The 14,443-nt window shown below is 62.8% G+C and carries 11 protein-coding genes and 1 pseudogene; 7 read left to right on the top strand and 5 right to left on the bottom strand.

The features are described from left to right. Positions 1 to 157: 157 nt before the first annotated feature. A complete protein-coding gene (locus tag Y708_RS22640; RefSeq protein ID WP_028278910.1) occupies positions 158 to 5,014 on the top strand; it encodes a DUF4011 domain-containing protein in 4,857 nt (1,618 codons plus the stop codon). Here Y708_RS22640 and Y708_RS0103825 read toward each other — a convergent pair. Continuing rightward, complete coding sequence (locus Y708_RS0103825; RefSeq protein ID WP_028278909.1) at positions 4,931 to 5,575, bottom strand: TetR/AcrR family transcriptional regulator; 645 nt, start codon at positions 5,573 to 5,575, stop codon at positions 4,931 to 4,933. The genes Y708_RS22640 and Y708_RS0103825 overlap by 84 nt on opposite strands. Positions 5,576 to 5,641: 66 nt before the next feature. On the opposite strand from Y708_RS0103825, the gene Y708_RS0103820 reads away from it, so the two are divergent. Further along, positions 5,642 to 6,946, top strand: coding sequence for a glycosyltransferase (locus Y708_RS0103820; protein ID WP_028278908.1), 1,305 nt, complete (start codon positions 5,642 to 5,644; stop codon positions 6,944 to 6,946). A 55-nt stretch (positions 6,947 to 7,001) separates the two neighbouring features. On the opposite strand, the gene Y708_RS0103815 is transcribed toward Y708_RS0103820, so the two are convergent. From Y708_RS0103815 to Y708_RS0103805, 3 genes are all read right to left on the bottom strand, one after another. Continuing rightward, positions 7,002 to 8,648: an ATP-binding protein gene (locus Y708_RS0103815; RefSeq protein ID WP_162150435.1), complete on the bottom strand. Its 1,647-nt coding sequence runs from the start codon at positions 8,646 to 8,648 to the stop codon at positions 7,002 to 7,004. Positions 8,649 to 9,296: 648 nt separating this feature from the next. After that, positions 9,297 to 9,902: a hypothetical protein gene (locus tag Y708_RS0103810; protein WP_028278906.1), complete on the bottom strand. Its 606-nt coding sequence runs from the start codon at positions 9,900 to 9,902 to the stop codon at positions 9,297 to 9,299. Further along, positions 9,889 to 10,194 (bottom strand): putative transposase, encoded by a 306-nt coding sequence (locus tag Y708_RS0103805; RefSeq protein WP_155853663.1) that lies wholly within the window; start codon positions 10,192 to 10,194, stop codon positions 9,889 to 9,891. The genes Y708_RS0103810 and Y708_RS0103805 overlap by 14 nt, the downstream gene beginning before the upstream one ends. Before the next feature lie 109 nt (positions 10,195 to 10,303). Between Y708_RS0103805 and Y708_RS30765 the strand changes: the two are divergent. From Y708_RS30765 to Y708_RS0103785, 5 genes and pseudogenes are all read left to right on the top strand, one after another. Then, positions 10,304 to 10,465, top strand: a pseudogene (locus Y708_RS30765) (helix-turn-helix domain-containing protein); the annotation flags it as partial. Positions 10,466 to 10,667: 202 nt separating this feature from the next. After that, the gene (locus tag Y708_RS0103800) at positions 10,668 to 11,666 is read left to right on the top strand and encodes an ABC transporter substrate-binding protein (protein ID WP_035775164.1); all 999 of its coding nucleotides are present in this window, start codon (positions 10,668 to 10,670) and stop codon (positions 11,664 to 11,666) included. Positions 11,667 to 11,749: 83 nt separating this feature from the next. Beyond that, complete coding sequence (locus Y708_RS0103795; protein ID WP_028278903.1) at positions 11,750 to 12,532, top strand: ABC transporter ATP-binding protein; 783 nt, start codon at positions 11,750 to 11,752, stop codon at positions 12,530 to 12,532. Then, on the top strand, positions 12,529 to 13,365 hold the full coding sequence (locus Y708_RS0103790; protein WP_028278902.1) for an ABC transporter permease: 837 nt from the start codon (positions 12,529 to 12,531) through the stop codon (positions 13,363 to 13,365). Before Y708_RS0103795 ends, Y708_RS0103790 begins: the two co-directional genes overlap by 4 nt. Then, positions 13,362 to 14,159 carry an ABC transporter permease gene (locus Y708_RS0103785; protein ID WP_035775163.1) on the top strand — a complete coding sequence of 266 codons (798 nt, stop codon included), beginning with the start codon at positions 13,362 to 13,364 and terminating at the stop codon, positions 14,157 to 14,159. The genes Y708_RS0103790 and Y708_RS0103785 overlap by 4 nt, the downstream gene beginning before the upstream one ends. Here the strand turns inward: Y708_RS0103785 and Y708_RS0103780 are convergent. Continuing rightward, positions 14,147 to 14,443: hypothetical protein (locus tag Y708_RS0103780; protein ID WP_028278900.1), on the bottom strand; the 297-nt coding region annotated here is incomplete at its 5' end. The two genes, Y708_RS0103785 and Y708_RS0103780, sit on opposite strands and share 13 nt — an antisense overlap.

Genomic DNA, 14,443 nt, shown 5'->3' with positions numbered 1-14,443 from the left:
AGGCACCAGCCAAGCCCCAATTACCGAACCGAACGGAGCCGAGCCACAGGGCAATACGTCTCAGGCTCCGGGAACACCTCAAGCTACGCCGCCCGCACCCACAACCTACGCGACCGTCGCCCTGACTTTCGACTCCGCAACCGAACTGAGCTACGTAATGGCCTACAACGGGCAGCGCATCATCAGCCGGCTCACCATCACCAACGCAGGCCCAGAAATCAGGGGAGCGGTCCTCAAACTGAGCGTGACCGGCGAATCGGGCCTCCTGACACAACCGTCGGAGCATTATCTTGATGTACCACCGAGCCAGACCGCCGTCATTGCGGAACCTGACCTCCAAGCCGATCCCTCCACGCTGCTTCAGCTTCAGGAGCGACAGCACGGCGTGATCCACGCGACGCTCGAGGTTGACGGCCAGACGCTCGCCGAACATTCGGCACCTATCGAGCTGCTCGCGGCCCACCACTGGCGTCATTACTCCGGACTGCTGACGCTGGAATCCCTGGCCGCGTTCGTCCAGCCGAATCACCCGGCCATCGCATCGCTCTGCTCTGAAGCGTCGGACCTGCTTAAGGATTCAACTGGCAGCGGCTCGCTTCAGGGTTACCAGGCAGGTCCGGAACGCGCAGATCAGATCGCCCAGGCACTCGCCGAAGCCATGCAAAACCGCGGAATCCGCTACAGCGAACCACCGGCCTCCTGGGGTCAGCATGCACAGCGCGTCCGAAATGCTGACGAAGTGCTCAACGGCCGCTTCGGCACCTGCCTGGACACCGTCGTCGTCCTCGCCGCCGCGATGGAATTCGCGGGACTGCAGGTGAACCTTTGGTTGGTTCACGGGCACATCTTCCTCGGCTACTGGAGGGATGAAGCGAACTTCAAGACCCCTGCGGTGGAAGACCCGACGTCGTTGGTCAACGCCATTGACCTCGAACGCATCCGGCTCATCGAAACCACGATGCTCACCGACACCGACCGCCACAGCATGCAGGAACTGCACAACCGACCGTATGCCCGCTGGCTCACTGGGGACATGGGTGAAGTGCTCGGAGCAGTGGACATCTACGCGGCCAGGCACTCCGGCATCCGCCCGATTCCCGTCCGCTTCACCGATGACGCCGGCAAGGTGACCGTCATCGAATATGCCCCGCCCCGTCGCGAGGTTCCGGTTCCTGTACCGTCTCGGGAACCGGGGGAGCGGCGCCGTGCACAGCGTCCGGAGGCGCCCACCCGTATCAGCCAGTGGAAGAACACACTGCTAGACCTTAGCCTCCGCAACCGGCTCATCAACTTCACCAAGACCGCACGGTTCCCGCTCGCAGTCCCCGACGAGCAGGTCGGCCATTTCGAGGACATGATCAACCACGGCAAGGACGTCGTGTTGATGCCCTCGGATGCGGTGTCCGCAATGCAAGCAGAACGTGGCGTCCGCTTTGGCCGTGACCTTCCGCAGAGCGACCTCGCTGAACTTCTCGTCAGAGATCAGACGGTGTTCGCAGACGTCACTGGTGACGCCTATCAGAGCCGCATGCGCAACCTTGCCTATAAGGCGAAGACCCTCATCGAAGAAACCGGAGCCAACAACCTCTACCTCGCTCTCGGCACCCTCGTGTGGCAGCTCGACAACAGGGAGCTGCGGTCGCCGCTGGTCCTCGTACCCGTGCGGTTGCGGCCCACCTCTAAACAGGGCCCCTACCAAATCAGCCTCGACGATGCCGGTACATCTACACCCAATTATTGCTTGCTGGAGAAACTTCGGCTTTCGCTCGGTTTGGAAATTCCCGGGCTCTCCCAGCCCGTAGAGGACGACGCTGGCATTGACCTGCACGCCGCCTTCGAAGCAGTTCGCCTGGCCGTCGCAGAGAAGGGTCTCCCGTTCCGGGTTGAACCGACGGTTGACCTGTCCATCCTTCAATTTGCCAAGTTCAGGCTGTGGAAGGACCTCGACGAACACTGGGCGGAGCTATGCACGAACCCACTCGTCCACCATCTGGTCCACTCACCCACAGAACCGTTCACCGATCCGGTGGAGAACGCCTCCGCCGATGACCTCGACCTGCTCGCGACAAAGGTTCCTATCCCCGCGGACTCGTCCCAGCTGCAGGCCATTGCCGAAGCGGTCGCGGAGAAGACCTTCGTCTTGGAAGGGCCTCCCGGCACGGGAAAGTCCCAGACCATCACCAACCTGCTCACACGTGCCATCGCGGAGGGCAAGCGGGTGCTGTTCGTGGCAGAGAAGCGGGCGGCTCTCGACGTCGTCCAGAAGCGACTGGACGAGGTGGGAATGGGCGTCTTCTCCCTGGACCTCCACGACAAGGGCAGCAAGCCCGCCGCTGTTCGCGACCAGATCCGCCAGGCTCTCGACCATGTAGCCTATCCGGACCGTCAGGGTCTGGAGGCAGCGCTCGGCGAACTCAACAACGCGCGACGTGGCCTGGTGCGCTACGCTACCCGGCTCCACGAGGAGAACGGCGCCGAGCTCTCGCTCTACACCGCGCGGACTCAGGAGCTGGCCATTGGCGACGACGTCCGACCGCTCTACGTTTCGGAATCGTTTGCCGAGACGGTGTCGTTTGACCGGCTGCAACAGCTTCGGACAGTGCTCTCGGAACTGCCCGACGTCGCCGAGCCCGCCAGCCCGGGCGATCGCCATCCCTGGGGGTTCATCGATGCGCCCCTCGACGAGGCCGATGCGGCCGCCGTTGTCGACGCCGCGCAACGACTGCAGGCGGCGCTCGCCCAGCTGCCGTCGTCGGAAACGCTCCTTACGGTCCTGATGGCTGCCCGTACCGCTGTCGATCTCGAAAAGTTCGCCGCTCTGCTGCCCGCGCGTAATGTCGACATTGAGGTACTCGACGAAGCGGCCACCGAACGATGGGCGAACGCCACCCGCGACCTCCACACCCAGGTGGGCGCCTTCCTTGCCGCGTCCCACCCGGGCCTCGACAGGGTTGTCCCTGAAATCCTTGACCTTCCGATTGCTGACCTTCATGCGCAGGCCGTGGCCGCGGCTGAGTCAAGTTTCTTCGGCCGGAAGAAGCGGCTCCTTGCGGTGCGGGATCAGTTCGCTTCGCACATCCGTCCCGGGGCGGAGGTAAAACCGAAGGCCGTACCGGAGCTCACCGGTGCACTGATCGCAGTCCAGGGCGCGGTGCGCGGGTTTGCCTCCGGAGCAACCTCCATTCCGGGCATCGAGCTTCCGGAATCCTGGAACCCCTTTACCGCGCAAGGCCAGGAGTATCTCGGGCGACAGGTCCAGTGGTTGGCATGGGCGTCCTCACTCATCAAGGTAGGACCGAGCCAATCCGCCGAGGATTTCCTCCCGGGGATGCGGGCGTTCTTTCGCAGCAAACCGGCCGTGGACCAAGCAACGGTCGTCGTCGTCGCCGCACTTGCCCGGGCCGTACGGGACCTGCTGTCCGCCGCCAAGGTGACCGAGCAAGGGCTGACTGACTGGCTCGGTGGCGAGCGGTTCCTCCGCCGGTGGGAAGAGACCGGGCGCGGACGCGACGTCGAACGCTCCAATGCGCCATCCCTGCGACGCTGGCTCGCGTTTGTCGACCAGCTGGAGCCGTTGCGGCGGGAAGGGCTCGGGCAGGCGCGCGAGCAGCTTAAGCTCGGACGCATTGACGCTGACGACGCCGCGCGGGGGTTTGAACGCGGACTCGCTATTGCCTCACAGCGCGAGCGTGCGTCGGCGTCCGGTCTGGACAGCTTTGAACCACGGAGTCACGAGAAGATGATCGGGCGGTTCACGGCTCGCTCCCGAGATGTCCGTGACGAGCTGAGGACCGCGCTCCCGGACGAGGTGTTGAAATCGCGGACGTTCAACGCCGACTCCAAAGCCGGCCAGATGGGTCTGCTACAACGCCAGCTGAACTACAAGTCCGGCGGACTGCGCGTGCGCCCGCTGCTGGAAACCTACGGCGAGCTGATCACACGGATTATGCCCTGTGTCCTGGTGAGCCCGGATTCGGTGGCACGCTTCTTCCCGGCCCGATCTGGCCTTTTCGATCTGGTTGTTTTCGATGAGGCGGCACGAACAACGATGGGGGATGACATGACAGAGAACGACCTGGAAAAAGTGCTTGAGCAACTGAGTAGTGAAATGCCACGGGAGGAATGGAAGCCGTGGCCAGGTGGCCGGGAAGACAAAATTGAGTTGGCCCTCATAGACGCTGTTCTCTCCATACAGGCAAATTATGGATCCGAACACAATGGCGTGAGAGGCGCGGTTAGCCGATACGTGAACCGTCAGGGCGCAGGCGATGCCGACCTGAACGACCTCACCCGGCTCGTTGAGATGGATGAGAGCAAACTGCAGGAACTGCTGAACGATCAGATGATTAGCGGCCGTTCAAAGGTATCGGCGATCAAAGAGGCAGCGCACAATCTTAGCCAAGTGGGCGTGACAAATGCTGAAAATTTGGATGCGCAGAACACGGTGCAGAAACGCGCCTACAAATCCGTACATGGACTCGGCGCGGTGACCTGGGAGTACTTCGGAATGCTGCTTGGCAAGCCGGGTGTGAAAGCAGACACTTGGATCTGTCGATTCGTCGAAAGGGCCGTTGGGCGCGAAGTAAGTTCACAGGAGGCTCCTCACCATCACGAAATGTCGGTCCCGAATCGTATGGTGTGCGGATGGAATCAGCAGAGAAGAGGCCGCGGCAGAAGCGGCTCAAGAAGTGCCCGATCTGCGGCGGCGACGCTTGGCCGATCGCTTACGGGATGGTTGGCCCGGATGCGTACGAAGAGTCGCCCGAGACATATTTCGCGGGTTGCTGCATCGACCATCAGGCGCGTGTGTATCCGGCGACCGGCAAGGTTGAGTACGGAGTGCCTAAGTGGGCCTGCCAAAACCAAGGGTGCCGGCACCAGTGGTGGTGACCGAGCTGACCGGCTGCTTCGTCTGTTGGCTGAGCGATGGCTACGAGAGCACGGCTTGAACCACCATACGCTCCAGCCACGCCCGGTACCGTTTCTCCGACCACCCGGTGTCAGTAACGAGTAGCTCGTACTGATACGGCGACGTCAGCACCCACAGCGTCGCGGCCAGCTCCTCCGTCGAGACATCGGTCCGTGCACCGCCCTTAGCGACCTGCGCTTCCGCCACCTTCATAAAGTCCGCCCGGATTCGCGACTGCAGACCTGCGTGAGCGGCAGCAATATCCGCGTCCCCCTGGGCAGCCGCTGCGACCGCCTGCCACAGCCGGCCGATCCGCGCATTCAACGACGCCGCGAAACGTGCTAGCCCGATGAGCGCCGCCCGGGCATCCGGTTCCTCCATCATGGCTTGCGCTTCCGGCACCTCCAGGATCGACTGGACGTCGGGCACACCGGCCGAGCTCGACTCCAGCGCACCCAACAGCAGCTTCTTCTTCGGCCCGTGAATCTGCACCGTCTCCACGGACACGCCTGCCGCTTCCGCGATGGTGCCGAGCGTCGTCGTCGCGAATCCCTTCTCGGCGAAGCAGCGCCCGGCCGCCTCGAGCACACGCTGCCGCGTTAGGAGCGCCTGCTCCTCCCGAAGAGCCGACCGATACTGCCGCGGACTAGAAACTTTCGCTGCCATATTGACTACTGTGCCACAGTAATGAAAACTGATGCAACACAATCAAAACTTTCCCAGGAGCACGTCATGGCATCGGTACTCGTCTGTTCCAGCCCCCTCGTTGGCCACGTCACCCCAATGCTCGCGGTCGCCGCCGGCCTGGTGCACCGCGGCCATACCGTCCGCTTCCTCACCGGCCAGCGCTATGCCGACCGCGTCACCGCCACCGGAGCCAAATTTCTTCCGTTGCCGCCCGAAGCCGACTTCGACGACAGCGCCATGGACGAAGCCTTCCCCGGCCGCGTCGGACTGAAAGGCCCCAAAGGCATCCGGTACGACCTCACCCACATCTTCATGCGCCCAGGCAAAGCCCAGTACGACGCCGTCCAGGCTGCCATCGCCGATGTCCCCACTGACGCGGTCCTCGCCGAGTCCCTCTTCATGGGCGCGGCACTTCTGTTGAACCTTCCGCGCGCGGACCGTCCCGCCGTCGTCAATTGCGGCATTGTGCCGCTCAGCCTCACCAGCCGCGACACCGCGCCCTACGGGCTCGGCATCCAACCCAAGCCGGGCGCCGTCGGGCTGGTGAGGAACCGCGTGATGGCGGCTCTGACCGAAAAAGTGGTCTTTGGTCCGGTGCAGAAGTACGCCGATTCGGTCGCGGTCGAAGCAACCGGCAAGGCGTTCCCCGGGCTTTTCACGGACTGGCCCCGGCGTGCCGATTCCATCGCGCAGTTCACCGTCCCCGAGTTCAAGTACCCGCGCTCGGACCTCCCCGATACCGTCCACTTCGTCGGGCCGGTTTCCCAGGGCGGTGGCAAGGACGCGAGCGAGGTGGTCCTGCCGGAGTGGTGGCACGAGCTCGATGCCGTCCGTCCCGTCGTCCACGTCACTCAGGGCACCGTCGCGAACCGCGACTTCAACGACCTCGTCCGCCCCACCATCGACGGCCTCGCCAACGATGACGTTCTCGTCGTCGTCAGCACCGGCGGCCGCCCCGAATCGACCCTGACCGGACCGCTGCCGGCCAACGTCCGCGTCTGCTCCTACCTCCCGTACGACGAGCTGCTACCCAAAACCGACGTCCTGGTCACCAACGGCGGTTACGGGGGAGTGCAGTTCGCGCTGCGCCACGGTGTCCCGCTGGTGGTCGCCGGTCAGACCGAGGAGAAGGTCGAAGTCTGCGCCCGCGTCGCGTGGTCGGGTACCGGTATCAATCTGCGCACCAACCGAGCCAAGTCCGACGACGTCGCCAAGGCCGTGCGCGCGGTGCTCGCCGACAACTCCTACCGCGAGGCGGCGGGACGGATCGGTGAGGCGATTAGAGCGTCGCGCGGGGTGGATGCGCTGGCGGACCTGGTGGAAGCGATGGCGGAGCCAACAGTTCCATGATGTGTGAAGGCGGTGGATGGTCTTGGCAATGTCAGAGAATCGTCAGTGAAGACACTCAAGGGTTTGCGCGTGTTTCGTCTGAAATCCTATAAAAGAATCCGGCTCCATTGCGGTTGGCGCGGCCTGGACTCAGCAGGCCGTCCGACTCCAATGCTCTCAGAACGCGCCCGGCGTTGTTTGGATGGCCACCAACTATCGACGCCAGTTCGGTGCTGCTGATCCGTCCACGGTGCGATGCCCATGACAACGCTGTTCCGCGCTTACTGTCCGGCGTCGTTGCGGGCGCCTTGGCACTTCCTGCACTTGTAAGGGCTTCCACTAGATTGCCAGCGAGTGCCCAGGCACCGTTGGCGTCCGAAGGGACACCCTGCACGCGGGTAACAACCGCTGCGCCCCTCAGCGAGACCGAATCCAACTGCTCTAGTGTCGCCAAGGCTTCACCCCTGCCCACTTGAAGCAGACGCATGGCCGATGACTCGTCAATCCAGCGGTCGGTTGTTAGATAGTCGAGGATCAGCAAAAAGTTCAAGTTAGTTGATGCGCTCCGCGGCTCGAGCCTGTTCAGGCATTGAAGCCAAGGGAGATCAATAGACTGACCCAGCAGCGCCGTCCGGACATAAGGGCCAGAGATCTCCTGAATCTCGGGCAGCGCGTGGCCGAGCCGGAGCATCTCTCGAATTATTCGGTCTACGCCGATCCCCTCGCGTTCTGCGATACGGAGCGAGGCAAACAGTTCGGCAAGCGATTTATTTCGACTGCTCGAGGGGTGCGTAATGATGTTTTCGGGCGTCACCCCGCCAACAAATCCTCCTGGCGATGTGACGGTGAGCTGTTGTCCAACATGTTCGACAACGGTCGGTTCCATCGAACCCCACTCCCGATGCACAAGTCCGTTGACGATAGCTTCACGAATTGCCAGCGGGGGGAGGTCGCGGACTTGTCCTATGGAAAGCTCTGATGAGATATGACGGACGCTGTTATGCGCGCTCACCATTGTCATCACGCCGGAAAGCTCCTCAAGAATGGATCTGCCACCGGCGCGCAGTCTCGCCGTGCTGTCGGAGCCGGCGAAGTCTCTTCTGATGTAGTCGATCGCGGGCGCATCCCGTCCCACGAAAGCCAAGGCCCCAGCGTTGGTGAGTGTCCCCTCGTTCGTTACTACGTTCAGGCGCTTGAGAAAGTTCTGGGTCGATGCCCGAGCTAGGTCCTGTGCTGCGTCTTCATTAGATGCCAGCAGGAAATCGCGTGCAATCTCAACAGCCGTTGGCCGTGCCTTCTCCACGGGGACCTGAGAGTCCTGAGCAGACCAATCGAACTGAAGCCTGATCATGCGTCGCTGGTGCCAAGTGGCCGCATCGATCTCAACACAGTTATCGGCGACGCGCCATTTGATTCGGTTGTTGAAGCGGATCGGTTCTAGCGCTTCGGGTATGCGAATAACGAGAAGGCCTGTCCCTTGGACCGTATGCTCATAAATGTCGGTGGTGAGCCGACGCTGCGTCAATTCGTAGATTCGCATGCGCAGCCACTCGGCTTCGATTGCTGTCCCGACGAGGGTCCTGTCGTCGGCAACTCCTACTATGAGCGCGCCGCCACCAGGAGTGTTCGCCATGCATGATGCAGCCTCACTGAGGTGCTTGGCAGCGGTGTCGTTACGAGGTATCGATGGACCTAAACCTGACGAAGACCGGCGGCCGGCCAAAAGTCATCACTTCGTTCCCCCGCCAACACGATTGATAGGTTTATTAGCAAAAACCCATCAGTGTTGTGTTGAATGTGCACGAGTTGGTTGCTTCCGGGTCACCATGTCGTTGAAAACGGATCCGACATGAGCCAAATTCGAGTGTCAGTCCTCAACCCTCCCGCACTCCAGTCCCCGCCCTAACGCCTGCAGTGGCCTGTGCCGGTCCAGGCAGCCATCGCCGGTCGCCCTGCCGGAATGATGGCACGAGCTCGACGCCGGCCGCCCCGTAGTCCACGTCACCCCAGGGCACCGTCGCGAACCGCGACTTCAACGACCTCGTCCGCCCCACCATCGACGGCCTCGCGAACGATGACGTCCTGGTCATCGTCAGCACCGGCAGACGTCCGTGTCTCCTCCTACCTCCCGACGACGGGCTGCTGCCCAAGACCGACGTTTTGGTCACCAACGGCGGCTACGGGGGAGTGCAGTTCGCGTGGGGTGGACGCGCTGGCGGACTTGGTGGAGACGCTGACCAGCCACGCGCCGTCGTGCGAGGTGCGGCCTCGTCATCGCCCTGGGCCGCTGCCGCGACCGCTTGCCACAACCGGCCGATTCGCGCATTCAGCGACGCCGCAAACCGGGCCAGTCCGATCAGCGCGTTCCTCTTTAGGAAAGGACCTCCCGCGCGTGCTCGCACGCGCTGATGCCGAAGAGTGCCCAGCCGATGCCCGGCCCGAGGTGAGCTAATACGCCGTAGATTCTGTAGCCGCCGATCGGGTCCGTGAGAGGGCTCGGCAGCACAGCCCACGCGAAGGCGATCGCGAGGAGAACTCCAATGAACAGCAATAGAAGGCGGCTCGGCCTGCTAACGCGTGGGTTATGCCGGGCTCCGAACGCGAGCAGGGCCAGCCCGGTCGCGGCGACAGGAAGAAAGAACGGCGGTCCCAGGGCCTGGATACTCAGGTCGATGAGCGCTGGAACGATAAGCCCGATCAGTAGCAGAACGTATCCAACCCGTGCTAGTCGGCCGATTGTCAGCGCCAGACGCGATGAGAGCACGACCAGCCCCGCCGCGATCAGCAGATTCGAAATACCGCCGAGCAACATGCCCCAGAACAGCATCGAGCCGCCCAGAACTGCGCGGTCCTCGTTTAATGAAGTCGGGCCATGCACCGTCGTGAAGATCAGCCAGAAGGCGGCCGTGAGCAGGCCACCCAATATCATCAAGATGCTCCCCCCGCCAATTCGCGCGGAGGTATCAGTTGTGCTCATGGCGCCAACAATAGACCTGCAGGTTAGGTTCACGACAGCGCCCGCGGTGGCCACTGATGCTGATTTTCCGGGTGCCCTGGTAAGCGCGTACGTGCCCGTCGACGTAGAGTACCGCGGCCAGGTCCTGGTCCCTGCCGGCCTGGATTTTCAGTGCCCCCATGGACGCCAGCAATCCGGCGGCCTTGCCGGTGGCGGCCAGCTGCCCGATCCGGCGGCGGATGGTTTTGACCTCCGGCGCCCGGTCCAGGCCCAGGACCCGTCCCAGGGCGTGCGGCTCGTGGGAGTCGCTCAAAACACCCACGGATGAGTCAGGAGAGCCGGAAAACAAGACTAAATCGGGGGGTCGGAAACTGTGTGGTGCAGTTCCCCCCGGCCCCACGTTCAATCAGCACCCGCGCTTCATGACCATCCCCGACGTCGCCCAGGAGCTCACAGTTAGTGAGAGCCAGGTCCGTGTACTGCTCAAGTCGGGGGATTTACCGGCAATCCAGATCGGTGGTCGCGGGCAATGGCGCATCGCGCGTTCCAAGCTGGAGGATTACATCAGCGACGCCTACACCCGCATGGCCGAGACCAATCCGCCGCGGGGAGCTCACCGACGAAGACGGGCACTAGCCTGGGTATTTCGCAGCCGCCTCAGGTCAAATTGTATGCGATTTTGTTACCTCGCCTACGCGAATGGGTAAAAATGCTTGACGCAAAGCGTTATTTCTGTCACGTTGTATACATCATTAGATACTGACATTGACGTCACTTGGAGGACCAATGCGATCGCGATCCATCTACCGGACAGGGCTGGCAGCGTTGGTGGTCCTTCCACTTGCCGCATGTGGCGGAGGAGAAGAAACCGCCGAAGGGGAAATTCCCAGTGTCACCGTATCGGTGACACATCCTGAAGATCTGTACGGACTTCCGTGGGAAGTAGCCCGGGAGCAGGGTTTCTTCGAGGACGCCGGCGTTCAGGTCGAGGAGATCATTCCCTCGGAAGGCGGCGGAACCACGCTGCAGAACGTCGTCTCGGGCCAGCTACCCTTCGGCGAAGTGGCTACGGGTGCCATCGTCTCCGGATTCAACGAGGGAGCGCCGGTCCGGGTGATCGGTGGTGGGATCCAGTCGGTTGCCGATGTCTCCTGGGTGACGCTGCCTAATTCCGATATCGAGAGTCTGGAAGACACGGCCGATGCCATCTGGGGCTTCACCAATCCGGGATCAGTCACCGAGGCCATGAGCTTCCTGACACCCGAAGGCGCAGGACTCGATCCCACGGCGATCGACCGCACGGCAACCGGCGGGACAGGAGCGGGTATCGCTTTGCTGGAGGCCGGGGAAGTCGACCTGACGTACGCCTCACCGAGAGTAGCGATCGAGAACGCCGATACTCTGAAGGTGGTCGGCAGCAGCTCCGACGTAGTCCCGTTATATCAGCAGACGATGATCATCAGCAGCCGCGACTACGCCGAAGAGAATCCCGAAACCGCCAAGGCCGTCCTTCAGGGGTACTCGGATGCTGTCCAGTGGATCACCGACAATCCAGAGGAGGCCGCGGAGTTCTGGGCAGGGCTCGCCGACCTCGAGGTCGACGCCGCTCAGGGCATCCTCGACGATGCCCTCGCCGCGGATCACTGGGGCGTTGCCTACAATCCCGAGGCACTCGAGGCAGCCGAGAAGGCTCTCGCCTATACGGACGATCTCGACGAGGTCAACTGGGACGAACTGCTCACCGACGAGTTCCTTCCCGAGGGTGAGAAGGGCACGATTCCGTAGCCTCGGTATGACGCGATGACCCTCGATGAGGGTCATCGCGTATCACCGGTTCCGACAGCAGAACTGAATTCCAAGGGGAATGTATGGGTGCGAAAGTAGAGCTCCAGGACGTCGACCGCGTGTATGGGGATGTCCAGGCGCTGGGTCCCACGAATCAGGTGCTCGAGCCGGGTACCTTCACCACACTTGTGGGTCCCAGCGGTTGTGGGAAGTCCACACTGCTGGACATCATCGCGGGCCTGAACAAGGGGAACGGCGGGCAGGTCCTCATCGATGGAAGCCCCAGTACGGGGCCGCGCCGGGAAACCGGCGTGATCTTCCAGGAAGCGGCAGTATTGCCGTGGCGCACTGTCCTGGACAACGCGGCCTTCGCGCTCGAAACCCAGAAGGTCCCAGCAAAGGAACGCCGCGAGATCGCCCGCGAGGTACTCCAGCGCGTGGGCCTCTCACACTTCGTCAACCACTATCCCCACCAGCTTTCCGGGGGGATGCGGCAGCGCGTCGCAATCGCGCGCGTGCTCAGTACCAATCCCGACCTGATCCTCGCGGACGAGCCCTTCGGTGCCCTCGACGAACAGACCCGTGTGGTGCTTGGACTGGAACTGCTCAATGTGGTTCGGCAGGGCGGTGCCACTGTCCTCTTCGTCACCCACAGCATCCAGGAAGCAGCCCTCCTCTCTGACCGCGTCCTCGTCATGGGAGCCCGGCCTGGAAAGATCCTCCTTGACCTCAACGTGGACCTGCCGCCAGACCGGGATCCCACCATGATTGGGTCTCCAGTGGCGACTGCGCTGGTAGAGCAGATCTGGACGGTCCTCAAGAGTGAGGCCCAGCGAGCCATGGCCGAGCAGGGCCCGCGGCCGTGAGCACTGAACGGGTGACGACCGAGCCGTCCAGCACTGTGGAGAGCAGCGACAAACCGAAAACCGTTCGTGAACGTCGGCTCGGCCTCACGGTGCGCGGCTGGACCATCATCGGCGCCCTCCTGACCGTCCTTTTTCTGGAACTGGCACCAAGGCTCGGCCTGGTGGACTCGTTTTCCCTCGTTCCGCTGAGCGCGATGGTGGTGCGGGCTTTAGGTTTGCTGATCGATGCTGAATTTCTCAGCCAGGACCTGGCGCCATCCCTGCTGTCCATCCTCGTGGCGTTCATCTTCGCCGTCGTCTCGGGTGTCCTGATCGGGCTCCTCGTCTGGCGGTTCGACTGGGCGCGGAAAACACTCGATCCCTGGCTGGCCACCTACTACGCCATTCCCACGTTTGCCCTGTATCCCTTGCTCGTGGCACTCCTCGGCATCGGGTTCGTTCCGATCGTGCTGCTGGCCACACTGTTCGCCGTCGTCGCCATGATCAGCTCCACAGTCGACGGTCTCGACGGCATCCCCCGGTCCGTCCTCCGGCTTGCGGCGGTGCTGCAACTGGACCCGATCCAGCGCACCTTCAAGGTGTTGCTGCCGGCAGCCCTACCGCAGATCAGCGTGGGTCTGCGGCTCGCTCTGTCCTACAGCCTCATCATGGTGCTGGCAAGTGAATTCGTCCTCTCGACCAGCGGGCTTGGGCACTTCATTTCCAATGCCTACAACGATTTCGCGATCACCGACATGTACGCCGGGGTGCTCCTGGTCTTTGTCCTCGCCCTCGGGTTGAACTTCGCATTCGCGGCAGCCCTCCGGCCACAATCGAAGCGAGTCCTCTCATGAGCCTCTCGACCGCCGCGGCCCCGCGCACCCCCATCAGCAGATCGCGCGGACTCCTCGTGTCGCTCGGCTGGATACTCATCCTGCCCGCGATCATCCTCATCGGTTGGGCCATTCTTGCGGCGATCGTCGACAGCGTGGTGTTCCCCGGTCCGTTGCAGTCGCTCGCCCGGCTCGGTGAGGACCTGTCCGAACCTGGATTCCGGCAGAGCATCGTGTCCACCGTGACACTGCTCCTCGCGGGGTGGTCGCTCGCCGTCGTCGTGGGGACACTCGTCGGCTTCGCCCTCGGCCTGTCCTCATTCTGGTCCGCGGTCTTCGAAACCCCCCTCTTCGCGCTGTACAGCATTCCCAAGGTCACCCTGTATCCGGTGTTCCTGCTGTTCCTCGGCATCGGAGACGCCAGCCGCCTGACCTTCGCCTTCTTCCACGGGGTGTTTCCCATTGCACTGCTCGTCATGGCCGCGACCCGCTCAATGGACAAGAATTTCCTCAAGCTCGCCGATGTCCTCGTGCTGCCCTGGTACACCCGGCTGCGGCTGATACTGATCCCCGCACTGCTTCCGTCGATCGTCACCGCCGTCCGCATTGCCTTCGGACTCACCCTGTTGGGCCTCATCCTTGCCGAGATGTTCTCTGCGCAAAGCGGCCTGGGACGGGAGCTGGTGTCCAACGTGGCGAACGTCAGAGTGGATCACATCGCCGGACAGGTGGTCTTCATCGCCATCCTCGCGGTCATCCCTGGATTCGCGCTGAGATGGGGCGAGAAACGGATCACGCGGCGTTACGGTAGCTGACTTCGCAGCGCCACACGCAGCACCGCGGAGGTGGCGAGCATTCGCGGGATCATGATCCTGAACGGTTCGAGGAGCTTGCGATCGCGGTCATCGTCGAGCGGTTGTACCGGCTCGGGCCAGTGCGAGGCAGACCAGGTGGCGGTGGCTCTCACCGAGCGCTCGCACCGGTCCAAAGCGCCGGATGCCGCTGCCTCGGTCACGGCCGTCTCGATCCACCCGAGCAGGCCCGGGTCATGGCCGACATGGCGGAAGAGGCTCGGTACGGCCCGTCCTCCCGGTTCGAT

Origin of the sequence: Arthrobacter sp. H5, assembly GCF_000520595.1 — a bacterium.
Classification (GTDB): domain Bacteria; phylum Actinomycetota; class Actinomycetes; order Actinomycetales; family Micrococcaceae; genus Arthrobacter_D.
This window is presented reverse-complemented; position numbering and strand designations above follow the sequence as displayed.